The sequence below is a fragment of the Lachnospiraceae bacterium JLR.KK002 genome, from assembly GCA_036941025.1.
Taxonomy (GTDB): domain Bacteria; phylum Bacillota; class Clostridia; order Lachnospirales; family Lachnospiraceae; genus Petralouisia.
This window is the reverse complement of record JAYMNP010000001.1, coordinates 2,704,653-2,729,583: the sequence shown is the minus strand read 5'-3', so window position 1 is coordinate 2,729,583 and position 24,931 is coordinate 2,704,653. Positions and strand designations below refer to the sequence as shown.

Sequence of the window (24,931 nt, the reverse complement as noted above, 5' to 3'; positions counted from 1 at the left end):
TGACAGCTATGCACACTTTTTAGATAAGGAACGGTAGCCTGAGTTGCTACCGTTTTCCTATTATACTTAGTGTCTGCTGATTAGGTTGCAAACACTTGATTTTACTGACTTTTGCCCCGTTTTCTGGTACAATAATTGCAAGGATTTTGACGAAAACAAATCGTTTTTCTTGCAGTTTTTTACAGATTTTGAGTATAAAGGAGCTAAAACAATGTACAAACCGATTGACAAGTTACAGCATTCATTCCTCGATTTCAACCAGCCTATGGGACTCCACATGAATCCGGATAACCGTTGGATCAAACTGGCTGACCGCATCCCATGGGACGAGTTTGAAGTAAAATATGCCAAGCTGTTTCCAAGTGATACGGGCAATGTTGCCAAGCCTCTTCGTATGGCATTAGGAGCTCTGATCATCCAGACCAAGTTCCAGTATTCCGACCGTGAGCTTGTAGAACAGATCGCAGAGAATCCGTATCTGCAATACTTTATCGGGCTTCCTGGATTTCGGGAAGAAGCTCCGTTTGATGCAAGTACACTGGTTCTCTTCCGTAAACGCATTTCCGCAGAGATGCTGATGGAAGTAAACGAGTATCTTCTTTCCCATAAGGATGATGACAAAGATGACCATACTCCTCCATCCGTAGGAAAATCCGGTGATGATGGTACTGCAAAAGAAGATACAAACAAAGGAACGCTGACCCTTGATGCAACCTGTGCACCTGCAAACATACGTTATCCGCAGGACATCTCGCTTTTGAACGAAGCAAGAGAGAAGCTGGAAAACATCATTTACCGATTTTGTAAATGTTATGGTCTTAAGCTGCCCAGAAGATACCGCAAACGCGCCAGAAAAGAGTATCTTGCATTTGCCAAGAGCAGAAAGCACACGGCAAAGAAAATCCGCAGCGCAATCCGCAGACAGCTTGGCTATGTGAAAAGAGATCTTGGCTATTTGGAACAGTTCATGAGTGATGGATACGCCATGGCAGGTAAGGATATCGACTTGTATCTTACCATCATCAAGCTGCATGAACAGCAACAGTATATGTATGATAACAGAGTCCATTCTGTGGAGCATCGCATTGTAAGCATTGCGCAGCCATGGCTTCGACCGATTGTCAGAGGTAAGGTCAAAGCACCTGTTGAATTTGGTGCAAAATTTGATCTCAGTCTTGACAGCGAAGGTTACGGGCGTATCGAAAAAATATCTTTTGAGGCATACAACGAGAGTACCTGCCTGATTGAAGCAATAGAGCGTTTCAAAGAACGTACTGGTTATTATCCGGAACGTGTTCTGGCAGATCAGATATATCGGACCAGGGAAAACAGGAGTTATTGCAAGGAGCATGGGATCCGGTTATCAGGTCCAAAGCTGGGCAGACCAAGTGCCACAGCAAAAGTTGATAAAAAGCAAGAGTATCAGGATAATACCGATAGAATCGAAGTGGAGCGCACCTTCAGCCTGAGCAAACGCTGCTATGGTATGAGCTGCATTACCACAAAACTGGAAGAAACGCAGCTGACTTCTATTGCATTATCTGTATTCGTGACGAATCTGTTCAGGATTCAGAGGCGAATACTTTGCGCTCTTTTGCATCTGTTCCGATTCTGGCATGACCGGAGCAGATGTAAGAGTTGGAAGTTGCAGATAGCTACTTAATCAGCAGACACTACTTAAAGTTTATTTGCTGATTTGATTATGCTTGAAACAGCTTATCAATTACATTCAGATTGGGGAAAGACACAGAATGAAAATAAAACGAAAAATACATAGGTTTAGAACAAAAGAATATTGGAAGATTTACACATCAAGGTGTATCGAAATGAAGCAAAAACTTTAAGACGATACACCTTTTTTAATGTCGAATTTTGTGTGTTTTCAAATTTTTTTGCGGTTTCTTTTTCGTGGATTTATAAAGAAAAACAAGCTAACGCAGTATTGCTCCGGCAGAGGTTTCAGATTTGGTTTATAGCTTCATGTATGGCTGTTTTGAGAGCATGGACTTTTGTGTATCCCACACTTTTTTCATCAGCTCCTTTACCTGCTTTACATCGGCAGCATAGACGTTTCCTGTGGCATTCATGCGCTTTGCTATCTGATTCAGATTATTGCCGATTCTTCCGAGTGCGGCGTTGTATTCCCGAAGTTCGGAATAGTCAATGTCATAGACAAAACCGTACAAGATTTGGCGGCGCAGGAAAGCAGATTTGCTTTTCATTCCGGACGCTTTGACTTTCTGCTCCAGTATGTATTGTTCATCGTCACTTAGATATATTTTCAACTCGTTTTTGCGTTCTCTGTTTGCCATTTTTGCGTCCTTTCTGTAATGGGATTATGAAAAAATTTTACACTATCTTCTATTCCGTTACGGGGGATATTCGTGCAAAAAAATGAGTGAAAAAAATCAGAAATTCCGAAAGGACATTTCGTAATTTTTGAGAGCAGAGGGGGCTAGGGGGAAACTTCCCTCTACAAGCAATTTTTTCAAGTTTCCGCTTTCGGGAAAATTGGAAAAATTCAGCCTGTGAGGGAACACAGGCAGTGCTTGCTATGACGTTATACCGACTTTTTGGGCAGCACTGATAAATACGGGATTCTTTCGGAAAAAAGTCGGTATAACTTTTACCTTTTTTGAAAAAATAACCAGATTTTTTTGAGGAAGGTAGCCATAGGGGGAACATTACTTTTTCTATAATAGCCACAGGGAATCAAACAGCGGAAGGAGGTGAAACATGAAGGACAACACATTCCAGCGGCGGCGTGACATAGAGCGTATGCTGCTGTCGGGAAAAAAGCTGACCACATTGGAAATGATGAAGATGTTCGGTGTTGGCAGGAAAGCCATACGCAGGGATTTTGACATCATAGGCGAAGAACTCCCCGTTATCACAAAACAGGGATATGACGGCGGTTATCTCCTTACGGACGGTGTGGGGCAGCACCAGAACACGCTCACGCAGGAACAGTTGGAATGCTTGGAAAAAGTTGCTGTGACCTGTGGTTCAGAGGACAGGAAAATTGTTTTATCAATCATACATGAATTTGGACCGTACTGCGGAAGTTTTACATAGAAAATATCGGGAGGCGTGGCATGGACACTGCACACCGGAGAATGGAAATCATCAGTATTTTATCCGCCAAAGAGCATATGACAATGAGGGAGCTTGCATGGGAACTGGATGTTTCAAGGCGCACGATAATGAATGATGTTATCGCACTGTCTTTTGATTATCCGGTTTACACAAAGCTGGGCGAGGGCGGCGGGGTTTTTATTACGGAAAATTACAAGCCCTATACCAACACCCTCACACTGACGGAACAGAAAACCCTGTGAGGTTTATATGATAAAGCAGAGGGGAAAGAGAAAGAAATACTGTTCCGTATCATTCACAAATATGGTGCGGACAAGCTGAAAATTTAGGGCAGATACATTTAATGCTAGCAATCAAAAACTGAATACATAAATCCCGTATATGATCCTGCAATTCTTCCCAACTGTTTGCAGAAAGTTTTTAAGGGATTTTTGTTAAAGCAGAGTGCGGGATTGCACTCAAAAATAACTAACACAGCGCAAGGGCAGTCACAGACTTATGGGAAAAGTCTGGGCTGTCCTTTTTGTGCGTTTAAGGAGGCATTTATGGCAAAGAGGTATTACTGGCTGAAACTGAAAGCGGACTGGTTTTCAGGTAAGCGCATCAAGAAGTTACGCTCCATAGCGGGCGGAGATACGCACACGATTATCTACCTGAAAATGATGCTGCTTTCGCTGAAGGACGAAGGGAAACTTTACTTTGAGGGCGTGGAGGATAACTTCGCTTCGGAGATTGCCCTTGCACTTGACGAGGACGCAGAGAACGTGAAGCTGACGCTTGCATTTTTACAGCGGCATGGTTTGATAGAGATTGGCGATGATGACGAGTACCAGCTCACGGAAGTGCCGACAATCATCGGCTCGGAAACAGCGTCAACCATACGTTCAAGGGAGTGTAGGGAGCGGAAAAAACAGCTTGCCTTTGGACAGAAAGCGTTGCAATGCAACACAAATGAAACAGACTGCAACAATCTGAAACAGATTTGCCGCGTAGAGAGAGATAAAGAGTTAGAGAGAGATAAAGAGTTAGAGAAAGAGGGAGAGGGAGAGAACGGAACGCCCGCCCCCGCCGCTTATGGGAGATTTAATAATGTTTTTCTTTCTGATGCAGAGATTAACGGTCTGAAATCAGAACTGCCCGACAAGTGGGGATATTACATTGACCGCCTGTCTTTACATATCGCTTCAAGCGGGAAACAGTACAATAACCATGCCGCCACGATTTACAAATGGGCGCAGGAGGACATTGGAAAGGCAGCACCAAAGAAAGGGATGCCTGATTATTCATACAGTGAGGCGGACAGCTTATGAACGGTTTAACTGATACGATTCTGAATATGATAGACGCTACGCAGGAGCCGGAGGATTACAAAGGGGAGGACGGGTTACTGTACTGTGGGAAATGCCATAAACCGAAAGAAGCCTATTTCCCACAGGGAAAGGCATTGTTCGGGCGTGACCGTCACCCGTCTGAATGCGACTGCCGCAGGGCAGAGCGTGAAAGGATGGAAAAAAGGGATGCGGACGAAAAGCACAATGCCGAAGTGGAACGTCTGAAACGGGAAGGCTTTTCCAATCCTGCCATGCGTCACTGGACTTTTGAAAATGACAACGGGAAATGCCCGCAGATAGGGAAAGCGTACTCCTATGTGGAGAAATGGGAAACGGTGCGGTCTGAAAACCTCGGCTACCTGCTGTGGGGGAATGTCGGATCAGGGAAAAGCTATTTTGCAGGCTGTATCGCCAACGCCCTTATGGAGAAGGAGATACCCGTCTGCATGACGAACTTTGCAACGATTTTGAACAACCTTTTCTACGGCTCGGAAAACAGGAATGAATACATCGTAAGGCTTTGTTCCTATCCCCTGCTTATCCTTGATGATTTCGGCATGGAGAGGGGTACGGAATACGGACTTGAGCAGGTCTACAACGTGATAGACAGCCGGTATATCAGCAAAAAACCGTTAATCGCAACGACGAACCTTACGCCGGAGCAGCTTAGGAATCCGGCGGACGTGCCACACGCACGTATTTATGGCAGGCTGCTTGAAATGTGTGTGCCTGTTCGCTTTACTGGCGGCGATTTCCGCAAAATAACGGCACAACAGAAAATGGAACGCCTAAAGAAACTCTTGGAGGGAGGCGAAAGTCAGTGAAAGAAGTTCCTATTTGGGAAAAAAGCAATTTAAGCCTTGAAGAAGCAGCGGCTTATTCAGGAATTGGTGTCAATAAACTGCGTGAGCTTACCAATGAGAAAAACTGCCGTTTTGTTTTGTGGGTTGGCAATAAGCGGTTAATCAAACGCCGCTTGTTCGATCAGTATATCGAGCAGGAATATTCTATCTGACAAAGGTGGTTATCTTATTTCTTGCATTTTTGTGAAACTTGTGGTGTAAAATCAGCTTTGGTATGGTACAATGAATGAGTCATATCAAGGCCCTTTCCACTACGGAAAGGAGTTTGAAAATGTCTGAGAAACGGAAAGACAATAAAGGACGAATCTTAAAGACAGGAGAGAGCCAGAGAAAAGACCTGATTTATCAGTACCGCTATACGGATATCCACAGAAAACGGCAGACCATTTATTCCTCTGATTTGAAGGAACTGCGGGAAAAGGAAAAGATGATCCAGAAGCAGCTTGACGAAGGGATTGACTATGCCGCCGGCGAAGTTACCGTTATTGCCCTCTTGGAGCGCTATATCAGTTTGAAACAGGGTGTACGCTACAATACCAAAGTCGGATACAATTTTGTGCTGAATCTAATTAAAAAAGAGGACTTCGGGTATCGGCAGATAAGGGATATTAAAGTGTCGGACGCCCAGCAGTGGATTATGAAGCTACATAATGACGGAAAAGGATACAGTACCATTACAAGTGTCAGGGGCGTTGTAAAGCCTGCTTTTCAGATGGCATATAATGAGGACATTATCCGCAGGAATCCATTTGATTTTAAGCTGGTTGATGTTGTGCCAAACGATTCACAAAAATGTATCGCCATGACAGAGGAACAGCAGGAGCTTTGGATGGGGTTTATCCGAAATGATAAAACCTATGCAAAGTATTATGATGAATTTGTCGTACTATTAGGAACGGGAATGCGTGTCAGCGAATTTTGTGGCTTGACAAAAAGTGATTTAGATTTTGAAAGCCGGAAAATCCGTGTGGATCATCAGCTTGTCAGGGAACGGGGCGGAAAGTATTATGTTGAGAAAACAAAAACTGAGTGCGGATGCCGCTTTATTCCGATGACAGAAGAAGTTTATCGAAGTCTGAAAAATATCCTTGTCAATCGTAAGAAGTTGAAAACAGAAATGATTGTTGACGGATACAGCTGCTTTCTTTTGCTGGACAAAGATGATAAGCCGAAAGTGGCGCTGCATATTGAAAACGAAATGCGGTGGGCAATGAAGAAATACAAGAAACTTTATCCTGAAAAACCATTGCCGCATATCACACCTCATGTATTCCGGCATACGTTCTGTACCAATATGGCAAATGCAGGCATGGATATTAAGACCTTGCAGTATGTAATGGGACATTCCGATGTAGGTGTTACACTGAATGTTTATACTCATGCCAGCTATGACCGTGCTGCGGAGCAGATGGCGAAGATATTGGACTTCAAAGAAACTGATATGCATGGAAAACAGAGAAAATCAGGTTGAGAAATACACCAATCTACTACACCAATTACTACACCATTTGCCCGTAAATTTGCGTAGATTTATAACGAATTACACAGATTAAGGGTAAAAAACCAAAAATGAAAAAAGCGCCGAAAAGCTTGAAATATCAAGGTTTGAAGGCTTATGAAGGGATATAAAAGATATGATTAAAATATTATTCATCTGCCACGGCAGGAGTAAGGTAAAAACCGCATAATTCGGCACTTCGGGGCAAACTTGGGCATACCTTGGCAAACAAATAATACTTGGACTACGGTAAAACTACGAATGAGGGAATGAAAAACAGGAAATGTAGATAATCGTTAAAAGGTAGTAGGAATCGTTAAATTGTGATTGTATCGTTATATGGTATAAAAATTTTAAAGTTCCAAATAAATGGTTGTTTCAAATAGGTACATTTGAAAAGAAAACGATTTAGTGAAGTGTTAAAATATAAGGCAAATAAATAGTTGAATAATAAAAGTGTTAAAAGCAGAAATGTGGTGGTAATATGGATGTTCTTACAAAAGAACAGCGGCGTAAGAATATGCAGAATATCAAATCAAAAGACACTTCAATTGAGCTGGCATTAAGGAAAGTTTTATGGAGAAAGGGATACAGATATCGAAAAAATTATAAAAAACTTCCTGGGAAGCCAGATATAGCGCTGGTGCGATACAAAATAGCAGTCTTTTGTGATAGCGAATTTTTTCATGGTAAAGACTGGGATGCCTTGAAAACTCGGCTAGGCCGTTCTGACAAAGGAGAATATTGGATAAAGAAAATCGAGAGAAACATGGCTAGGGATAGTGAAGTGGAGAAAGAACTTCAGTATCTTGGGTGGAAAGTTATACGTTTTTGGGGAAAGGATATCAAGAAAAATCCAGAGGAGTGTGTTCGGGTAATACAAGAAGCTATTTTTGATGAATTGATTGAAAAGAGTGAATTGTAATAGGAAAGCGGCATTTAATTGTATACCCAGCCTGTCATAAGAGAGTCGTTATCTACGGCTCTTTTGTACATTGATTGAGGTTGTCATTATTACTACGTCAGATTGAGTGATTAATAAAAAATGGTAAGTATGTATACCACATAAAATCGGAAAGTGATTGTAAAAGCAAGAACAATTTGATATACTTGATATACTGGTCTTTTTAGGCTAGATTGAGGAAAATCTTTGATGATTATAAAATAAAACTTGCATTTTTCAGCCTTTTACGGGATATATGAAAGCAGAATATGCCTGTGAAAGGAGGAGTGTTTTTTGCTTTTCTTCACGTAGAGAAAGACATGGCAAGCTGATAATTCGAACGATATATAAAGGAGATGACAGAATGAAAATTTTTTCTTTCTTCTCTGGGAGTGGCTTTTTAGATTTAGGATTTGAAACAAATGGTTTTGATGTGGCATTTGTAAATGAGTTTGACCCCGAATTTATGAGAGCATACCAGTATGCAAGAGAAAATATGGGAATAGACCCGCCAGAATATGGCTATTATAATGGAGATGTAAATGTATTTTTGACCGATGCTGAGAGACGTGATGAACTCAGCAGGAACATGGAAGCAATAAGAGTACAGGGTGAATTGGTTGGATTTATAGGAGGACCGCCCTGTCCTGATTTTTCGATTGCGGGAAAAAATCGTGGCCGGGAAGGGGATAATGGGAAATTGTCACTTTCTTATATTAATTTGATTGTGCAAAGACAGCCAGATTTTTTTCTTTTTGAAAATGTGAAAGGATTATGGAGTACTAAACGCCACAGGGCTTTTTTTGACGAATTGAAAGAAATGATTCATTCGGCGGGATACAGTACTACTGAACGGCTCACTAATGCTCTTGAATTTGGAGCGCCTCAAGATAGAGAAAGAGTTTTGTTTTTTGGAATTAAGAATGAGTTATTAGGTGAAGAACATATAGGGAACGAAATATTAGATTTTCCTTGGCTGAGATACCAAGTACACACGATGGATAAGATCAATGCATACCATTGGCCAGAAAATCAGAATTTTGAAGAAGGCGGAAAAAGAGCAATGCCGGCTGGCATTCCGGCAGAGTTGACAGTTCAATATTGGTTTGAACGGAATCATGTGGAAACTCACCCAAATGCATCACATCATTTTGTGCCTAGAGGCGGACTTGCTAAAATGCAATTATACCAAGAGGGTGATGTTAGTAAAAAGTGCTATAAGCGTCTTCATAGGTGGAGGTATTCTCCGACTGCAGCTTATGGCAACAATGAAGTCCACCTTCATCCGTATCATGCAAGGCGTTTGTCAGCAGCAGAAGCATTAGCGATTCAGTCACTTCCAGAAGCATTTGTTTTGCCGCCAGATATGACATTGACAGCGATGTTTAAAACAATTGGAAATGGTGTTCCATATATGTTGTCAAGTGGAATTGCCAGGGCAATACATGACTATTTAGCAGAAATGAATATTGAACGGTAACTAAAAAGAAGCCTGTACCTCATAACCGGGGTGCAGGCTCACTTTTAGTTATTCGCAAAAACATCATCTAAAAAAGTTTCAATAAAAGCTTCAGTAACTCCTTTGAGTTTGCGTTCCTGGCAAAGCCCCAGCAGTTCGCTGACTGCTGAATATGGGAAATAAAATGCGTGAAGATGGGCGAATTCTGGCTTGTTAATTTCACGAGTTACTTTTTCACGGTATTCGTCAGGCGCAACAATGATATATCTCATACCACGATATTCTGGAAGAGTCTTCTTGAAATTTGACATACGGGTTAATCCTGAAGTGACTCCTGTAGATTGTTCTACTTCAAAAACAGCGGGAATGCTTTTGTTCCCTAACCAGATTGCATCAATGAGTTTTCCGGCATCGGCCGCACCATCAAAAGCTCCTATTGTGGGAACCTCGTTAAGTTTCGTAACAATGTTTTCATGCTCAGATAACATTTTCCCTTTGTATCGTATGCCAATATCATTTTGTGCGATGAAAGTTTTAAGGGATAAACTACATCCGATTTCATAAATGGCCATTTGCATTTGTGAATGGATTCTGTTCTCATCTGTGTCTACTCTGCCGGATTTTGGAGTGTGGGCAGGCAACTCTAAAGCGTTGTATACAACGTTTTTTGATGGTATTTCATTAATCTCAAGGTGTTCTAATTTCTTTTCGCATAATACGCCTTTGTCATGAGGGGTTTCCGGTAAATATATCACATGTTTGTGTCCTGCTTTGATTTTTGTTTTTCCATGAATTAATTCAATTCTTCCAGGATAACAATAGTAAAACGGTGGGGTATGACATAAAAGAGTTTCTAACGCAGATCTGGTGTTGTAAGACGCACCTAAAAGTCTGTCAATATTAATGGGAGTTCCGCTTGTTATTGCATTTGCGACACGATTCATCATTGCAGTTGAAATTGACTGGGGTTCTGCTGTATTTTTAGTTTCGCTTTTTGTTGGGTCCCAGCGTTTAATAGTAATAGGACCGTAGGGCTGAATGATTTCTTCGATTGTAACAACTGTATGTGTTGAAGCGTTAATGTATGGATATTCTGTTCCTTTGGGAAGAGAACTAAGTAGATTGACCATGTTCGCAACTGTTATTCCGCTTTCTGTAATTATGCTCATATTTTCCCTCCTTTAAATGTGTAATAATTTTTTGATAAATGCATCATATCACACTTTTTGGGTTTTGCATATGATAAAAACCTGTGAAAAATATTAAATTTTTATAAAATATAGCGAATTATGCAAAAAATATTGAATTTTATAAGGTTTTATAAACGATAAAAACCTAAAATAGCTCGAATTGTTATAAGATAACAAGATTTACAAAATGCCATATAGCCTCACAATTTCTGATTACAAATAACGTAAAATCAGGAAAACATCCACAGATACAAGGGAACATCGCAACACCGAAATTGATACAATGGAAAACTGCTAAAATGCGTGGAAATAAGCCTTTCTACGGATTCGGCGGTTTTATTTTTTGGCTTTTTTGGCCTTTTTTCTGTTGCGGGGGCTGTTTCGTCTTCAAAATTTGCACCTCCTTTTAACGATAGCAGGCAATCGTTAAAAGGTTTGAATGGGGCGGGGAGAGCCTTGTACTGGGGGTGATAAAAAAATATTTAACAGCGGCACAGGCGGCAATTTCCAAATAATGCCATAGGAATTTTGGTACTCGCAGGCGAAAGTATTGAAGAATGGCTTAAAATCAAGGTTTTTTAGGCTTGGTGGGGTTCATCACGGTGGGTGGTGGGCCCCTATTTTTGTGTTTCTTGATGCCGCTGATAGGATGGCGATAGGGGATAAAATCGTACTATCAGGCAAAAGTATACTTTCACGCAAAAGTCGGGGGTTTCCGTGATAGTATAAAACGGAAAGGTAAAAGGGTGTAGGATATTAGCGTTTTGTGTGGAAAAGGTTATCAGTTTGGCTGAAAATGCTGTCGATAAACGGGAGATATAATACAAACACGGAAACTGCATGGAGTTTCCGTGTTTGTATATGAGTTTCCGTGATAATATGGAGTTTTGCGTGATAATATAAGGCATATCTTATTGAATCATATCTATTTCATTTTGCGTTTTCCAAAATATTCAAGAAATATTTTTTAGTTTTAAGACCGCAGTAGTATTGACGGAGGTTTAAGACTGTGGTAGTATGTATGCGTGGCCACTACTACAGTCTTAAAAAAGGAGGTGCTGTTAAATGGACGTCAAGCTGTTCGATTCTGAACTGAAAGTGATGTCTGTCCTTTGGCGTGATGGCGATGTTCCGGCTAAGTATATCGCCAAGCTGCTTACCGAGGAATTGGGATGGAATGTAAACACAACCTATACCCTGATCAAGCGTTGTATTAAAAAAGGAGCGATTGAACGTTCTGAGCCCGGTTTCATGTGCCATGCGCTCGTTCCGAAAGAGGAAGTCCAGGAGGCAGAGACAAATGAGCTGATTGACAAAGTGTATGACGGCTCCGTTGATAAGCTGTTTGCCGCTTTGCTGGGGAGGAAAAAGTTGAGCGCCGCACAAATTGAAAAGCTGAAACAGATTGTCAATGATCTGGAGTGAGGTGATGTGAATGAGTCTGTTGCAGATGAGTTTTACCGGGGGCATACTGATTTTAGCGGTCATCGTCATACGTGCTTTGGCAATCAATATGTTACCCAAAAAGGCTTTTAATGCACTTTGGTGGATATCAGTTGTGCGGCTGATGATTCCCTTTTCTATCCCGTCTGCGTTTAGTGTGTATTCGCTGATGGGTAGTCATGCACCTGGCAATGGTTCACAGGCCATTCGCGTACTGCCGATTGGGGCATCCGGGCAGGCAGCGTCTATGCCGGACAGCATCACAAATGCGGTTTCCACATGGACGGTTGTATGGGCTGCTGGCGTGTTGGTCTGTGCGGTGTTTTTTAGTCTGGCATATTGGAAATGTCGGAAGGAGTTCCAGACATCCATTCCGGTGGGGAATGACTTCACTGAAAACTGGTTAAGCGTCCATCAGCAGGGGCGCAGGATTTCCATCCGGCAGTCTGGCCGGTTTTCTGCACCGCTTACATATGGCGTACTTCACCCGGTGATTTTGATGCCTACGTCTACAAAGTGGGAAAATACAGATTCATTGGCATATGTTCTGGCCCACGAATATGTGCATATCCGGCGTTTTGACAGCATCAGGAAATTGGTCTTGATCGTGGTGCTGTGCGTGCATTGGTTCAACCCGCTGGTATGGGTTATGTATATCCTTGCGAACAGGGATATTGAACTGTCATGTGATGAGGCGGTTGTCCGCTTTTTCGGCGAAAATACAAAAGCGGCCTATGCACGGGCATTGATCAGTATGGAGGAGACACGGAGCTGGTTGACCCCTCTGTGCAGTAGTTTTAGCAAAAATGCGATTGAAGAAAGGATAACTGCGATTATGAAGATTAAGAAAACTACAGTTTTTTCACTTGTTTTGGCAGGATTTATTGTTGTAGGAACTGCAACAGCGTTTGCCACTTCTGCAAATGCACAGCAGGCCGAATCTGTGGGGCAGGGCAGTGGGACAGAAATAGTAACCAAGCCGGATTCCATTCCGCAGGTTGACGACAGTTTTGGGATTTTTTTCAAGGACGGTGGAAGAACCGCGGGTGCTGACACAGAAGATATGAAAACGGCTGTCCCGGTGCAGTCAGATGATATTTATGGCGCACCTGTAGAAAAAACCAGTGCTTTGGCAGATGACCTGTCTGGAGACAATATTATCTACTTTAACACAGAAGAAGAGCGTGATGAACACTTCCGGGCATTGGAGGCAAATGTGGAGAAAGGCTTGGATCGCTATGCGGGATTTGAGGAAATGTATAAAGGCATAGATACCTCTGCGCCTGTGACGTATATTGTGAAGTAAAAATGCCGGGACGGGATAGCTTGTAATGAAGCAACCATGTAAAAGTAACCGCCGCTATGGTTCACTCCATATGCGGCGGTTTTCCGTTTTAACACATCGGCTTAGGTGTTGTCTTGCAGGGTATTGCAAAAGGGCTGTTGATGTCTCTTTTTCAGTTTCCTGATATGGCAGATGCCATTTATGAACATGACAAGATAGGATGACTGAGCTGTTCCGTACAATAGAAAGCTACTAAATAACATATTTGTTGGCGCTGTTTAAAAGAGTGGGATGCAGGAAAGCCAGTCAAGGTTCTCCTGCTGATTTTTTTGTGCAGCATGGCGGCTGGATGTCCAGCCCGTCCAAAAAGCCCGCGCCCCAATCGCACATGGCATCCAGCACCGGGATAATGCTCCTGCCAAATGGGGTGAGGGAGTACAGTGTCCGAGGCGGCTTGTCCGGGATGACTTCCCGGTGTAGCATCCCGCATTCTTCCAAATCATGTAACTGCTGCGACAGCATTTTGGGTGTCGCTTTCGGGATCATGCGCTGCAGCTCCATGTAGTGGAGCGGTTTTTCTATCAGGTACCAGAGGATGAGGGGCTTGTATTTCCCGCCGATCAAAAACAGCGTGGCCTCCACCGGGCAGTTAAACTGGTCTTTTGAATATTCCATTATCTGTATCCTCTCCTTTTTATAGCTACCCTTTTGGGAAGTATCTACCCAAAAAGTGCATTCTTGCAGAATTTCTGTATCCTGCTAAAATTTAGGTCAACGGTTGACCAACACGTTCAGTATACAATAGAAAGAGAGGATTTGCCACTATGGATTTTATCGAAATTGCAAAGAAGCGCTCTTCCGTCCGGGGCTATAAGGACAGAAAGGTGGAGGAGGAAAAGCTGAAAAAGATACTGGAGGCCGCCCACGTTGCGCCGACTGCGGCCAACCTCCAGCCCGTCCGGCTGATTGTTGTGCAGAGCAGTGAGGGGCTTGCGAAGATCGGGAAAGGGGCGAACCTTTACGGAGCGCCGTTGGCGGTCATCGTCTGCGCTGACCACGGAAAGGCATGGGTGCGCCCGTTTGATAAGAAGCAGACCGCCGATATAGACGCCTCCATACTGACAGACCACATGATGCTGCAGGCAACGGAATTAGGGCTCGGCTCCGTGTGGATTTGCTATTTCAAGCCGGATGTTATCAGCAGGGAGTTTGGACTTCCTGAAAATCTGGAGCCGGTCAATATCCTTGCAGTCGGGTATTCGGACGAGGAAGCGGCAGACCCGGAGCGCCACTCACAGACCAGAATCCCGGTGGAAGAACTGGTTTCTTACGAAACGGTATAGACAGTTTTTTACAACTTAATACTGGCATCTGCAGGGCAGGGTGAGATTCTAAAACCGACAGTATAGTCTGGATAGAAGAAGATGAGAACGGGTCTTAAACCGGAAGCCGCCTGTCTATTATCTAAAGGCAGAATGAAAGCCTGTGCTGGCATGGCATTGCAGCGCAGGCTCTTTTTGCGGTTCAGCCTACATCAGATGCGTATCGCTCCACTTCTTCATGTCTTTTAAGATTGGTATAAAGCTTTTCCCCAGGTCAGTCAGGGAGTACTCCACCTTCGGCGGTACTTCCTGATAGATATAGCGGGAGATGAAGCCGTCCTGTTCCAGTTCCCGGAGCTGCTTGGTAAGGGTGGACTGCGTGATGTCCCCAAGCCTCCGCCTCAGCTCCCCGAACCGCTGCACCTCATATTCCGCGATGTACCATAATATCGTTATCTTCCATTTCCCGCTTAAGATGTTCTGTACCCTGACCATAGCCGCGCATTGGGGCAGCGGCGCTTTCATGTTGCTCATGTGGTTCCCTCCTTCTAACGGCATTATACTATATCGGGCCCATCTGTTCAAGGTACTATGCTTTTTGATACTGGTATCAATTTTCGCACTATAAACGAAAAAAGACAGTACTTTTCTTTTCCGCGCCAGTTGCTATAATGTGATTCAAGAAAGGAGGCGGACGGGATAAACACATCAGTGGATATAGCGGGCATCACGTTGAAGAACCCGGTGATGCCTGCGTCCGGGACATTTGGCTCCGGGCAGGAATACAGCGGGTTCGTGGATCTGAACCAGTTAGGCGCAGTGGTCACGAAAGGCGTCTCATGCGTCCCGTGGGAGGGGAACCCGGCCCCAAGGATCATGGAGACGGCCAGCGGGATGATAAACGCGGTGGGGCTGCAGAATCCGGGGATAGACGTCTTTATAGAGAGGGACCTCCCTTTCCTCAGACAGTTTGATACGAAGGTCATTGTGAACATATGCGGCAGCACCGTGGCGGATTATCTGGAAGTGGTGGAACGGCTGTCCGGGCAGGAGATAGATATGCTGGAGGTCAACATCTCCTGTCCGAACGTGGAGCATGGCGGGATCGCTTTCGGGCAGGAGCCGCGCATGGTGGAGTACATCACGAAGGAGATAAAAAAGAAAGCGGCGCAGCCCGTTTCCATGAAGCTGACGCCGAATGTCACGGACATAACGGAGATCGCAAAGGCGGCGGAGGCCGGCGGTGCGGACGCGCTCTCGCTGATCAATACCATTACGGGCATGAGGATCGACGTGAAAAAAAGGACGTTCAGCGTGGCGAATAAGACGGGCGGGCTGTCCGGACCCGCAATAAAGCCGGTTGCGCTGCGGATGGTATGGCAGACCTGCCGGGCAGTAAGCATCCCGGTCATCGGGATGGGAGGGATTCAGACGGCGGAGGATGCGCTGGAGTTCATCATGGCCGGTGCCGCCGCGGTGGCGGTGGGGACGGCGAATTTCAGGAACCCTTATGCCATGCCGGAGATCATCGGCGGGCTGGAAAAGTACATGGAGGAAAACGGTATCCGGGACTTAAAGGAGATCAGGGGTATCGTCAGTTAGATTTTTACAGACAGGAAGGAGAGATGGTTTATGCATTACACGGGAACGATATGGAGGCCGCCCTATGAGGCGGGGAGCGCACTGGTACAGGCGACGGCGGGCTGTACCCACCACAAATGCAAGTTCTGCACGCTCTATGAGGACGTGCCGTTTAAGTTCCGGATGTCGCCTTTATCCGAGGTGGAGGCGGACTTAAAGGAGATCAGCCGTTACTACCGGAACGCAAAGAGGGTATTCTTCACCGGGGCGAACCCCTTCGTATTAAGTTTTGACAAGCTGAAAACGCTGGCGGAACTGGTGCGGAAATATTACCCAAAAGTGCAGTCCATCGGCTGTTTCGCCCGCATCACGGACATCACGCCGAAGACCACGGAGCAGCTACGGGAACTGAGGGGGCTTGGGTACAACAGCCTTACCATCGGCGTGGAGGCGGGTGACGAGGAATCCCTGTCCTTCATGCATAAAGGGTTCGGCACGAAGGAGATCATAGAAGAATGTAAAAGGCTGGATGAGGTGGGGATGGATTATAACTTCTTCTACCTTGCCGGGATATACGGCTCCGGGCATATGGAGGAAGGGGTGAAGAACACGGCGGAGGTGTTCAACCAGCTCCACCCGAAGGTCATTGTTTCCTCCATGCTGACGGTCTACCCGACCTCGGAACTGTACCGGGAAATCCAGGCGGGGAACTGGACGGAGGAAACGGAGATAGAAAAGCTGTATGAATTAAGGACGCTGGTCGGCAGCCTTGACATAGACACCTATTTTGCAACGATGGGCGCATCGAACTGCATCAACGTGGAAGGCCATCTGCCGAAGGATAGGGGACGGATGGTCAAGTGGCTGGATGAGGTCATCGGCGCTGTGGACGAAAAGGAACTGCGCAGATACCGTGAGAACCTGCGGCATCTGTAAGGAGGGGAGCCATGATACAGGATATCTCCCCTTACAGGCTGGATACGGCATACCGCGGTACAGCCCCGGTCTCGGATGACTGCTTTTTCTCCTTCCGGGGAGAGGATGTGCTTTTGCGGGATATGGGGGACGGGCATAGGAGCCTCCCGTCCTTCCGGGATTTGGGGCATCCGGCAGGAAAAATGGAAAGCAGGGCGGTATTCCTGTTCCGGGCGGGCAGAGAGCCCGTTTACCTGCTGGGGCAGGAGGTAAACGGATGCCGGGGGCTTGGGTATTTTCCCATCTGTGAATTAAAGGGCGTCCTGCCGGAGTGGGCTTTCTTTGCCGGGGCCACGGCCCTGCACTTAAGCCGCTGGTATGAAGGGAACAGGTACTGCGGCAGGTGCGGCGGGAGGATGGAAAGGAAGACAGGGCAGAGGGCGCTTGCCTGCCCGGAGTGCGGGAACACGGTATATCCCGGCATCGCCCCGGTGGTAATGGTGGCGGTCACGGACGGGGACAGGCTGCTGATGACAAAGTATGCAGACCGCTCCCTCCCGCAGTGGGTACTCATATCCGGTTTCGTGGAGGCGGGGGAGACGCTGGAGGAAGCGGCGGAGAGGGAAGTTTATGAGGAGACAGGCATCCGCATCCGGGATTTGCAGTATTTTGGCAGCCAGCCGTGGGGGTTCTCCGGCTCCGTGATCGCAGGCTATACCGCAAGGCTGGACGGGCCTGATGGGATACGCCTTGACAGGAAGGAACTGGCGGCGGCAGAGTGGCATCCCCGCACAGGGCTTCCGGACGGGCTGACAGACATCAGCATTGCCTATGAGATGATTGAAGCCCTGCGGCTTTAAAGGGAGAATACACTAAAGAGAAATGAGGAAAGGGCTCACAGGCCCTTTTTCCTATTCAGAAAACCGCTTGGAAAGCGGGGGAATCAGAGGTAATATGCTTACACGGCGGTTTGCGTTTGTGCCGCCCTATATCGGACGAAAGGCGGCGGGACAACAGTGCTGTCGGACGAAAGGCAAAAAACTTTAGACCTATTTTTGAAATTTCCGTACTGCATTTATGCCTTTCGCTCCATTTTATATGCCTTTCGTTCCCTGCATCCCAAAATAACAGAAAATCTGCCGATAAATTAAGTGACGGCTGAAACGGAAATCCGAGGTGATGAATTTTGAATATAGCAGTGGTCGATGATGAGGAAGCCATCAGAGAGCAGATTGGCGGATTCATAAAAAAACGGAATCCCGGTTTTGATATAAGCGTTTTTGACACGGGGGAAGGACTGCTTGCGGCAGGAAAGGATTTTGACATTATCTTCCTCGACATACAGATGGAGGGCATGGGCGGCATTGAGGCGGCGAGGACCCTCCGTCAGTCCGGCGTGGATGCGGTGGTCATCTTCATTACGGGAATCAGGGAATATGTGTTTGAGGCTTTTGACGTCTCAGCATTCCACTACCTGCTGAAACCGATTGAGGAACAGAAGTTCATGGAGGTGCTTGGCAGGGCGGCGGAGGAAGCCGGAAAAAGGAAAGGGCAGAAGGAGCGGCAGATATTCATACGGGCGAAGAACCAGGGGTATACGCTTAACCTAAACAGCATCCTGTACATTGAGAGCAGGGGGAAAAAGGTGGAGGTTCATACCACGGACATGGAGGACATCATAGAGTCATATGCCACGATGGATGAACTGGAAGGGCAGCTTGGGGATGGCTTTTACCGCTGCCACAGGGGGTATCTGGTCAACATGGCGCACATAGCGCGGTATGACAGCGACAGCATCTTCCTTTCCAGCGGCGAGAAGGTTTACCTGACAAGGAAGAAGCATAATGAGTTTGTAAAGGCGTATATGTGGTATTTGCAGAATGGAGGGGTGTCCTGTGTATGAAGTGGTGAGCGGCCTGCTGGAAGTGTTTTCTGCCATGTTCCAGGGATACTGCCTGCAGTATTTCTTTGGGAGTTTTCTGGAAAGCAGGATACGGAACCGGCGGACAGGCGGGCTGGCAGCCGCAGTGCTGTATGGTGTTCTGCGGTTAGGGATGGGACTTATCTTACCAAAGGGTTACACGAGTTTTTGGGTTTTCATAAGGCTGGCAGTGATCCTGTGCATCGTATCGGTGGCTGTATTGATTTTTTATAGGGCAATAGGGAAGATAACCTTATTTCTTGGAGTCACGTTTATTGCTGTGAGTGAAATGAGTTTTTTCCTTGCACATATGTTTTTTGAATTAGGAAATCATCTGTTCCGGCTATGGGACTGGTGTTTGGAAAATGGGTATATCCAATCATTGAAATTTTATAATTTTGTTGTAAGCATTACCCTCATAGGAAACCAGATTTTGATCCATGTCATTGGAGCCGCATTGCTGTATTTTACCATAAGGAAGATTGTGCGGGATTATCGGGAAAAGGACTATGCCGTCCACAGGACAGAATTGCTGTTCATCCTCACGCCGGGGCTGACAGGCCTGATGGTTTGCACTTTACTGCGTATTACGATTGACACGGCAGAGAACGGCGTGCCGGAGATGCTGTATGACAGATATCCATCGCTGATGGTCATAATGCCCGTTATCCTGCTGCTGTTGCTGTTCTCCGTTATGTTTGGGATAAAACTCTTTCAGGACATGATTTGTTGGAACAGGGAAAAAAGCAGCCGCATTATTCTGGAGAAACAGGTCAGCAGCCTGCAGGAGCATATGGGGGAGATGGAGCGTGTCTATTCCGGGATACGGGGGATGAGGCATGACATGAAGAATACGATCTCCGTCATCATGCAGCTTGCGGCGGGGAAGGAGGAAGGGATGCAGGCATATCTGGAGGAACTGAGCCGGACGATGGACAGACTGGAATTCCGTTTTAAGACAGGGAATACGGTTGTGGATACCCTGCTGAATATGAAATACCATGAGATTACAAAAGCGGTGCCGGATTTGCGGATGGACGTGGAAGGGCTGCAGTTCCCTGAAATGCTGTTCATCCAAAGTTACGATATCGGCATTATTTTAGGGAATGCACTGGATAACGCAATGGAGGCGTGCCGGAAACTGAAAGCGAAAGAACCGGGTGCGGAAGCCTTTATCCGCATCAGTTCATTCCAAAAGAGGGAGCTGTTTTTCCTGAAAGTGGAGAACAGCTTTGACGGGAGGGTGGTGAGGAAACCGCAGAATGAGTTCCCCGTGACGGACAAGGCGGACAGGGAGAATCATGGGATAGGACTGGTTAACATCAAAAGCACAGCGGAGAAATACCAGGGAACAATGGATTTTAAGGTAAACGGCAGGGTGTTCATCCTGTCGGTGATGAAGATTGAAAATGAAAAGTAGAGGGTATCCATGTCCTTAATCGCATCACAAACAAGCCATCTTTCGGTGGCTGCTTTAAAAATTGAATATCGTGTATGTTAAGGTTATGCAGTTGCTGACTTAATCTTATAACCTTGATTTTTTGCTATGATAAGAGCCTGCTCTACCGTGATTTCACGGTCGACAGGTGGTAAATCTGATTTGTGGTAAAGTTCCGCATTATAGTTTTCACCGTTCTTAAGCATGTGGTATAATGCAGTCAGAAGCATTCTTGCTATGGCAATGATTGCTTTCTTGTGACCGCGACGCTTTTTGAGACGGAGATAACGGTTACGAATCTCAGGATGCTTATTACTTTTAACGACAGCATTCGCGCACTGTACTAAAAGTGGTTTGATATAGCATCCAGCCTTGGAAACCCGGACAGATTTTTTCTTCCCTGCACTTTCATTGTTGGTTGGGGTAAGCCCAGCCCATGAGCATAAGTGTTTCGCCGAAGGAAAAGCCTCCATATTGGTACCGATTTCGGAAAGGATTCCGATTGCGGTGAAATCACTGCGGATACCAGGAGCGGTTTGAAGAATGGTAAGTTCCTGCTGATAGGGAGCGGCGAGCGCAAGAATGAGTTCTTCAAGCTCTGCTTTGCGGGATTCCAGGTTTTCATAATGATCTTTAATTACCTTAAGTTTACCAGCCTGTTCTGGAGTGATACAGCCATCGATGGCATCGCGAAGTTCGGGGAGCTTCTTTTTCAAACTTTTGTAAACGAGAGGTTCAAGGTCAAAGGAAGTATCTGCGGGATTTTTCAAGAGTTTATCCAGTATCGCCTGAGCAGATTTGCCGAAGGTGTCCGAAACAACGTTTCCCAACTGGATATTGGAAACCGTGAGACAGTTCTGCAAACGATTCTTTTCGCTTGATTGAAAGCAGGTCAGTTTGAAACGGTAACGCATAAGGTCACGGAGCTGGCGGATGTCAGCGGGTGGCATAAAGCTTCCGGCAACAAGATCATGCTTGAACAGGTCAGCAATCCATTTGGCATCTTTCTTGTCAGTTTTCTTTCCACGGATAGCCTTAACGTATTTAGGATGTGCAAGGACAATAAAGCATTCTTTTTCCAGAATGTTATAAACAGGGATCCAGTATTTACCAGTAGATTCCATACAAACGTCGTTGCAGTTATGTTCGAGTAGCCAGTGTAACAAATTTTTCAGACCCTTCGTGTAGGTAGAAAAACGGTGGCTCTCGTAAGTGGTAACGCCGTGCTTGTCAGTAGAGGCAATGCAGGCGACTACAAAAGTTTTGTGGACATCAATGCCACAGCAGATTTTGTACACGATTTTTAAAGCCATAGGGACTCCTTTCAGAACCGACAGGTTCACTAAAGATTATAGGGAGAGACGGCATTGACTGAACGCCTAAGCCATAAACGAAGATTGTTTATACAAAGATAAGATTACGTGCTCGAAGTCACACTTATTTGTGCTTGAAAAGGCGTACTACACATATAAAAATACGGTCATCCGGCAAGCCGGACAGCCCACTCATCTCCCCGTGATTTGTAGTATACCGAGTTCCCTACAAGAAGAATTATAAAGAAAAAATAAGCTCAGGAAAACATTTTCATAACGTTTTGTGCCTGAGCGAAGCGAAAGGAATGGATATAAAAATGAAAGGAGAGAGGAAGATGGATTTCGGAGTGACAGGTAAATTGGGAGGGTACTATCTGGCGGAGCAGTACCGGAAGAATGCGGCGGCTGATAAGAATGGAGGCGTAAGTTTTGCGGAGCTTGCGGCGGCAAAGGCGGCGGGGCAGTCAGAGGCATCGGGAATGAGTTTTAAGGATATGTGGCAGGCGAGGTTTCCGGGAGCGTACTACCATACGGCAGATGCGTCCAGTATTCCGCAGGGGGTATGGGAGAGGAATGACTTCCCATTTGAGAAATTTTTCCGTAATGATTTAGACGAATCCGCCGTGAATTGGAAACCCAACGGAGCGAACCCTGCTATGGATTCATCCGGGGTACAGTCAAGGCTCCACTCAATCGCCGGACAGAAGTCGATTGTCGTGCCGCCGGAACTGGAAGAAAAAATGAAAAATGATCCGGCACTGGCAAAACAGGTCATGGCCAAAGTGGAGAGTTTCATTGCAACAAACCAAGTACCCGGAAGGATATGCTCCCATCTGATTGTTTTGGATGAAAATGGGGAGATTGCACGTTTCCGGGCTTCCAGTCACGGTGGAAATATTACCGGCCCGACAGAGGAAGAAATGCGTCAGTTTGAGGCGGAGCAGGCGGCAAAGAAAAAAAGGCGTGAGGAATATGCCCGTCTGAACGAGGAAAGCGCCCTGAAACGCAGGCTGATGGAGCAGGAAGCAGACGAGAGATATTATAAGGACAGCATGACCAAAAAGGCGGTTTCGATTGCCGCATATGAGGCGGCGGGCATTTTGAAGTAAGGAAGATCATGCCCGGACTTACCGCAAGGGGGCATGGGCGGCCCTGAATGACAGAGGGGCCGCAGGTAAGATTTTTTGAAGGAGGATGAGAATTATGTCAATGGAGATCACAAACAATTACAGCGATTATGGGAAAGGCTACTCAAATACTGCAAAGGAAGGCAATGTGACAACGAGCACGGTGGAACTGAAAACCCCAACCGGGGGAACAAAAACGGAGCAGATCAAGACGGGTTACAGCAACGTCAATGACTATTCCAAATACCTGCAGGGCAAGTACAGCTATATGAATTCGGGTACAACTTCCATGCAGGGTGTTCCGACAACAGTATCCGTATCAGGCGCTTTCCTGAAGAAATGCATGAACGACCCGGAAAAAGCAAAATATCTGGAAGAAAATCTGGCGGCATTGCCGGATTGTGCCAAAAGCGCAGTAGCAGGCTGTCGCGGGACGCTGACCAATCTCAGCTACAGTGTTGATGCAAATGGGAATATTTCAGTAGCAATCTCTGGCACAAGTGACCCGGATGGAAAAATAGCCAGAGAGAATGCGGAACGGCGGGCGAAAGAGAAGAAAGCAGCCGAGGAAAAGGCCGCCGAGAGGCGCAAGGAGAAAAAAGCGGAGGAAGAAAAGACGGCAGAACGGAGGGCAGAAAGAAAAGAGAGGATGGAAGGTACGTTCACGGTATCTGCCACTGGCACGGATGTGAAAAGCGTTACACAGAGTATTGTTGCGGCGGTATCCGGCACATCGTCATCCACAGGGGGCAGTTTTGACATCAAGGCATAAAGAGATGTTGCTTACACCCTATTCCGCAGAGGCGCAAAAAACCCATGCGCCCCTGCCGGGGGATAATTTGGAAGGAGGTGAAGGCCGGTATGATATTCGACCGGGGAAGTTAGGAGAAATGCGTTTATGAGGCAATGAACCGCTCGGACTTATTACGAGGGAGCGGATGCGGCTCTGAACGACAGAGGAACCGCAATAATAAAAATAATGGAGGATTTGAAAAAATGAATATTAACGGAATAGGAACAGCAGGATATCCGGCATGGCAGGGAGCAAGAAAGGCACAGCAGAATGCGGCAGGAAGGAGTTTTGCGGAGCAGGTAAACAATGTGGCAGGCGCAAAGCCACATACATCTATTGTCTATATGAAAACGGATGATATGCTGTACTCTGGCGGTAACGGGACAGGGCTGTCTTTCTACATCAAATATGCGGAAGGCTCAACAGAGGATGATCCGACTGTGATTGCAAAAGGTGTTGATGAGAATGGGAATGAATTTGAGCAGACCATACATATCAACAAGATAAATCCCCGGAATGCTTCATTAGTGGAAATGACAGCATTGGAATCCTATATGGGTGTAGATAAGAATGGAGGGCTTACATCATTACCGCCTGAAACGGGAATGATGGGATTGCACGATAGGACAAATTTCATGGATATGTTCCAGAAACAAATCAGTGACATGAAGCTGTTGAGCCAGAAAAAAGCTGCGGCATATTACCAGTACAGTATGCAGGCGTATTGGGATTTCATGAACAAGAAATAAATTCCATCGGCTGTATATCCCCGATAACCCACAGCCCAACAAGGCAGGGCGGGCATCCCCGGCGTTCCGGCAAAACAGAGAGAGGAGACTTAAATGAATATAACAGGAATAGCAAAAATCCATCAAGCGGACATCCCCAAAGCATCATCCAAGAAGGACTGGAAGCTGTCCGATTCCCTCCGGGAGCAGATAGCCGGATACGCCAGGGAAGATGCGGCGCAGGGCATCTATATGGGGAATAAGTTCCTCGCCCTGCGGAAAAGCGAGGTCGCCAAAGTCGCACCGGACAGGGCGGCGCTGATGGGGAAACTCAATCAGGAAATGGCTGATATGAAGGAAATACGTGAGGCGGATGAACGGTGGCTGCGTCTTCTGTTCGGGGAGCTGTATGAAGCTAAGTTCCAGTCCGGGGGAGTCCATGTGTATGACGGGAACGGTGACGAGGTACTGACCTATACGGCGGGCGTGGGCTGGCATGAGAAGGAGTCGAAGGCGGAGACGCAGGTACACGGGGCTTTGAAGGCTGCCTACTATGATGCGTACCATGTGGCAAGGCAGGAGATAAATGCCGGGGCGGTGGAAATGCAGGGCGGGTTTGACGCGAGGGCATAAGAAGAAAAACCAATAATGCACAAACGATAAAAGGGAACTGGCAGAGACGGGC

General features: G+C 46.0%; 25 protein-coding genes and 1 pseudogene. 21 read left to right on the top strand and 5 right to left on the bottom strand.

Annotated features, from left to right (window positions below; genetic code table 11):
• Window positions 1-211 precede the first annotated feature (211 nt).
• Window positions 212-1,663 carry an IS5 family transposase gene (locus VSQ32_13380; protein MEH2943826.1) on the top strand — a complete coding sequence of 484 codons (1,452 nt, stop codon included), beginning with the start codon at window positions 212-214 and terminating at the stop codon, window positions 1,661-1,663.
• A 307-nt stretch (window positions 1,664-1,970) separates the two neighbouring features.
• Here the strand turns inward: VSQ32_13380 and mobC are convergent, their stop codons facing one another.
• Window positions 1,971-2,312 (bottom strand): plasmid mobilization relaxosome protein MobC, encoded by a 342-nt coding sequence (gene mobC / locus VSQ32_13375; GenBank protein ID MEH2943825.1) that lies wholly within the window; start codon window positions 2,310-2,312, stop codon window positions 1,971-1,973.
• 424 nt (window positions 2,313-2,736) lie between these two features.
• Between mobC and VSQ32_13370 the strand changes: the two genes are divergently transcribed.
• The 8 genes and pseudogenes from VSQ32_13370 (at window position 2,737) to VSQ32_13335 (ending at window position 9,211) form a co-directional block, all read left to right on the top strand.
• A complete protein-coding gene (locus VSQ32_13370; protein MEH2943824.1) occupies window positions 2,737-3,075 on the top strand; it encodes an HTH domain-containing protein in 339 nt (112 codons plus the stop codon).
• A 20-nt stretch (window positions 3,076-3,095) separates the two neighbouring features.
• Window positions 3,096-3,425: pseudogene (locus VSQ32_13365) on the top strand (HTH domain-containing protein).
• Window positions 3,426-3,641: 216 nt separating this feature from the next.
• A complete protein-coding gene (locus VSQ32_13360; GenBank protein MEH2943823.1) occupies window positions 3,642-4,406 on the top strand; it encodes a phage replisome organizer N-terminal domain-containing protein in 765 nt (254 codons plus the stop codon).
• Entirely contained in the window at window positions 4,403-5,251 is an 849-nt protein-coding gene (locus VSQ32_13355) for an ATP-binding protein (GenBank protein ID MEH2943822.1), read from the top strand. The genes VSQ32_13360 and VSQ32_13355 overlap by 4 nt, the downstream gene beginning before the upstream one ends.
• Window positions 5,248-5,442 carry an excisionase gene (locus VSQ32_13350; protein MEH2943821.1) on the top strand — a complete coding sequence of 65 codons (195 nt, stop codon included), beginning with the start codon at window positions 5,248-5,250 and terminating at the stop codon, window positions 5,440-5,442. The genes VSQ32_13355 and VSQ32_13350 overlap by 4 nt, the downstream gene beginning before the upstream one ends.
• Before the next feature lie 119 nt (window positions 5,443-5,561).
• A complete protein-coding gene (locus VSQ32_13345) occupies window positions 5,562-6,761 on the top strand; it encodes a tyrosine-type recombinase/integrase (GenBank protein MEH2943820.1) in 1,200 nt (399 codons plus the stop codon).
• 511 nt (window positions 6,762-7,272) lie between these two features.
• Complete coding sequence (locus VSQ32_13340; protein MEH2943819.1) at window positions 7,273-7,713, top strand: very short patch repair endonuclease; 441 nt, start codon at window positions 7,273-7,275, stop codon at window positions 7,711-7,713.
• Window positions 7,714-8,095: 382 nt separating this feature from the next.
• Complete coding sequence (locus tag VSQ32_13335) at window positions 8,096-9,211, top strand: DNA cytosine methyltransferase (protein ID MEH2943818.1); 1,116 nt, start codon at window positions 8,096-8,098, stop codon at window positions 9,209-9,211.
• 44 nt (window positions 9,212-9,255) lie between these two features.
• Here the strand turns inward: VSQ32_13335 and VSQ32_13330 are convergent, their stop codons facing one another.
• Entirely contained in the window at window positions 9,256-10,359 is a 1,104-nt protein-coding gene (locus tag VSQ32_13330; protein MEH2943817.1) for a hypothetical protein, read from the bottom strand.
• 1,086 nt (window positions 10,360-11,445) lie between these two features.
• Between VSQ32_13330 and VSQ32_13325 the strand changes: the two genes are divergently transcribed.
• Together VSQ32_13325 and VSQ32_13320 are read left to right on the top strand one after the other, a co-directional pair.
• Window positions 11,446-11,805, top strand: coding sequence for a BlaI/MecI/CopY family transcriptional regulator (locus tag VSQ32_13325; protein ID MEH2943816.1), 360 nt, complete (start codon window positions 11,446-11,448; stop codon window positions 11,803-11,805).
• A 10-nt stretch (window positions 11,806-11,815) separates the two neighbouring features.
• Window positions 11,816-13,129, top strand: coding sequence for a M56 family metallopeptidase (locus VSQ32_13320; GenBank protein ID MEH2943815.1), 1,314 nt, complete (start codon window positions 11,816-11,818; stop codon window positions 13,127-13,129).
• Between the two features lie 285 nt (window positions 13,130-13,414).
• On the opposite strand, the gene VSQ32_13315 is transcribed toward VSQ32_13320, so the two are convergent.
• Window positions 13,415-13,783 (bottom strand): helix-turn-helix domain-containing protein, encoded by a 369-nt coding sequence (locus VSQ32_13315; protein MEH2943814.1) that lies wholly within the window; start codon window positions 13,781-13,783, stop codon window positions 13,415-13,417.
• Window positions 13,784-13,932: 149 nt separating this feature from the next.
• Here VSQ32_13315 and VSQ32_13310 point away from each other — a divergent pair, with 149 nt between their 5' ends.
• Window positions 13,933-14,451, top strand: a complete 519-nt coding sequence (locus tag VSQ32_13310; GenBank protein ID MEH2943813.1) for a nitroreductase family protein — start codon at window positions 13,933-13,935, stop codon at window positions 14,449-14,451.
• A gap of 186 nt (window positions 14,452-14,637) precedes the next feature.
• Here the strand turns inward: VSQ32_13310 and VSQ32_13305 are convergent, their stop codons facing one another.
• Window positions 14,638-14,964, bottom strand: a complete 327-nt coding sequence (locus VSQ32_13305; protein ID MEH2943812.1) for a helix-turn-helix domain-containing protein — start codon at window positions 14,962-14,964, stop codon at window positions 14,638-14,640.
• A 177-nt stretch (window positions 14,965-15,141) separates the two neighbouring features.
• On the opposite strand from VSQ32_13305, the gene VSQ32_13300 reads away from it, so the two are divergent.
• The 5 genes from VSQ32_13300 (at window position 15,142) to VSQ32_13280 (ending at window position 20,267) form a co-directional block, all read left to right on the top strand.
• Window positions 15,142-16,032 carry a dihydroorotate dehydrogenase gene (locus tag VSQ32_13300; protein MEH2943811.1) on the top strand — a complete coding sequence of 297 codons (891 nt, stop codon included), beginning with the start codon at window positions 15,142-15,144 and terminating at the stop codon, window positions 16,030-16,032.
• A gap of 30 nt (window positions 16,033-16,062) precedes the next feature.
• A complete protein-coding gene (locus tag VSQ32_13295) occupies window positions 16,063-16,947 on the top strand; it encodes a radical SAM protein (GenBank protein ID MEH2943810.1) in 885 nt (294 codons plus the stop codon).
• 11 nt (window positions 16,948-16,958) lie between these two features.
• On the top strand, window positions 16,959-17,786 hold the full coding sequence (gene nudC, locus VSQ32_13290) for an NAD(+) diphosphatase (GenBank protein MEH2943809.1): 828 nt from the start codon (window positions 16,959-16,961) through the stop codon (window positions 17,784-17,786).
• 326 nt (window positions 17,787-18,112) lie between these two features.
• On the top strand, window positions 18,113-18,829 hold the full coding sequence (locus tag VSQ32_13285) for a LytTR family DNA-binding domain-containing protein (GenBank protein ID MEH2943808.1): 717 nt from the start codon (window positions 18,113-18,115) through the stop codon (window positions 18,827-18,829).
• Window positions 18,822-20,267, top strand: coding sequence for an ATP-binding protein (locus VSQ32_13280; protein MEH2943807.1), 1,446 nt, complete (start codon window positions 18,822-18,824; stop codon window positions 20,265-20,267). Before VSQ32_13285 ends, VSQ32_13280 begins: the two co-directional genes overlap by 8 nt.
• A gap of 83 nt (window positions 20,268-20,350) precedes the next feature.
• Here the strand turns inward: VSQ32_13280 and VSQ32_13275 are convergent, their stop codons facing one another.
• Complete coding sequence (locus VSQ32_13275; protein ID MEH2943806.1) at window positions 20,351-21,598, bottom strand: IS110 family transposase; 1,248 nt, start codon at window positions 21,596-21,598, stop codon at window positions 20,351-20,353.
• Between the two features lie 335 nt (window positions 21,599-21,933).
• Between VSQ32_13275 and VSQ32_13270 the strand changes: the two genes are divergently transcribed.
• The 4 genes from VSQ32_13270 to VSQ32_13255 all read left to right on the top strand — a co-directional run bounded on the left by VSQ32_13270 (window position 21,934) and on the right by VSQ32_13255 (window position 24,879).
• Complete coding sequence (locus tag VSQ32_13270) at window positions 21,934-22,707, top strand: hypothetical protein (protein ID MEH2943805.1); 774 nt, start codon at window positions 21,934-21,936, stop codon at window positions 22,705-22,707.
• Window positions 22,708-22,801: 94 nt separating this feature from the next.
• Complete coding sequence (locus VSQ32_13265; GenBank protein ID MEH2943804.1) at window positions 22,802-23,497, top strand: DUF6033 family protein; 696 nt, start codon at window positions 22,802-22,804, stop codon at window positions 23,495-23,497.
• 224 nt (window positions 23,498-23,721) lie between these two features.
• Complete coding sequence (locus VSQ32_13260) at window positions 23,722-24,267, top strand: hypothetical protein (GenBank protein ID MEH2943803.1); 546 nt, start codon at window positions 23,722-23,724, stop codon at window positions 24,265-24,267.
• Between the two features lie 93 nt (window positions 24,268-24,360).
• Entirely contained in the window at window positions 24,361-24,879 is a 519-nt protein-coding gene (locus VSQ32_13255) for a hypothetical protein (GenBank protein ID MEH2943802.1), read from the top strand.
• Window positions 24,880-24,931: the final 52 nt, after the last annotated feature.

What these genes read in the sequence shown, in the direction of transcription:
- VSQ32_13305 (MEH2943812.1), bottom strand. Translation starts at nt 14,964, where the DNA reads ATGAGCAACATGAAAGCGCCGCTGCCCCAATGCGCGGCTATGGTCAGG.
- VSQ32_13310 (MEH2943813.1), top strand. Translation starts at nt 13,933, where the DNA reads ATGGATTTTATCGAAATTGCAAAGAAGCGCTCTTCCGTCCGGGGCTAT.
- VSQ32_13265 (MEH2943804.1), top strand. Translation starts at nt 22,802, where the DNA reads ATGTCAATGGAGATCACAAACAATTACAGCGATTATGGGAAAGGCTAC.
- VSQ32_13340 (MEH2943819.1), top strand. Translation starts at nt 7,273, where the DNA reads ATGGATGTTCTTACAAAAGAACAGCGGCGTAAGAATATGCAGAATATC.
- nudC (MEH2943809.1), top strand. Translation starts at nt 16,959, where the DNA reads ATGATACAGGATATCTCCCCTTACAGGCTGGATACGGCATACCGCGGT.
- VSQ32_13330 (MEH2943817.1), bottom strand. Translation starts at nt 10,359, where the DNA reads ATGAGCATAATTACAGAAAGCGGAATAACAGTTGCGAACATGGTCAAT.
- VSQ32_13315 (MEH2943814.1), bottom strand. Translation starts at nt 13,783, where the DNA reads ATGGAATATTCAAAAGACCAGTTTAACTGCCCGGTGGAGGCCACGCTG.
- VSQ32_13275 (MEH2943806.1), bottom strand. Translation starts at nt 21,598, where the DNA reads ATGGCTTTAAAAATCGTGTACAAAATCTGCTGTGGCATTGATGTCCAC.
- VSQ32_13360 (MEH2943823.1), top strand. Translation starts at nt 3,642, where the DNA reads ATGGCAAAGAGGTATTACTGGCTGAAACTGAAAGCGGACTGGTTTTCA.
- VSQ32_13270 (MEH2943805.1), top strand. Translation starts at nt 21,934, where the DNA reads ATGGATTTCGGAGTGACAGGTAAATTGGGAGGGTACTATCTGGCGGAG.
- VSQ32_13320 (MEH2943815.1), top strand. Translation starts at nt 11,816, where the DNA reads ATGAGTCTGTTGCAGATGAGTTTTACCGGGGGCATACTGATTTTAGCG.
- VSQ32_13380 (MEH2943826.1), top strand. Translation starts at nt 212, where the DNA reads ATGTACAAACCGATTGACAAGTTACAGCATTCATTCCTCGATTTCAAC.
- VSQ32_13295 (MEH2943810.1), top strand. Translation starts at nt 16,063, where the DNA reads ATGCATTACACGGGAACGATATGGAGGCCGCCCTATGAGGCGGGGAGC.
- VSQ32_13345 (MEH2943820.1), top strand. Translation starts at nt 5,562, where the DNA reads ATGTCTGAGAAACGGAAAGACAATAAAGGACGAATCTTAAAGACAGGA.
- VSQ32_13325 (MEH2943816.1), top strand. Translation starts at nt 11,446, where the DNA reads ATGGACGTCAAGCTGTTCGATTCTGAACTGAAAGTGATGTCTGTCCTT.
- VSQ32_13370 (MEH2943824.1), top strand. Translation starts at nt 2,737, where the DNA reads ATGAAGGACAACACATTCCAGCGGCGGCGTGACATAGAGCGTATGCTG.
- VSQ32_13260 (MEH2943803.1), top strand. Translation starts at nt 23,722, where the DNA reads ATGAATATTAACGGAATAGGAACAGCAGGATATCCGGCATGGCAGGGA.
- VSQ32_13355 (MEH2943822.1), top strand. Translation starts at nt 4,403, where the DNA reads ATGAACGGTTTAACTGATACGATTCTGAATATGATAGACGCTACGCAG.
- mobC (MEH2943825.1), bottom strand. Translation starts at nt 2,312, where the DNA reads ATGGCAAACAGAGAACGCAAAAACGAGTTGAAAATATATCTAAGTGAC.
- VSQ32_13335 (MEH2943818.1), top strand. Translation starts at nt 8,096, where the DNA reads ATGAAAATTTTTTCTTTCTTCTCTGGGAGTGGCTTTTTAGATTTAGGA.
- VSQ32_13255 (MEH2943802.1), top strand. Translation starts at nt 24,361, where the DNA reads ATGAATATAACAGGAATAGCAAAAATCCATCAAGCGGACATCCCCAAA.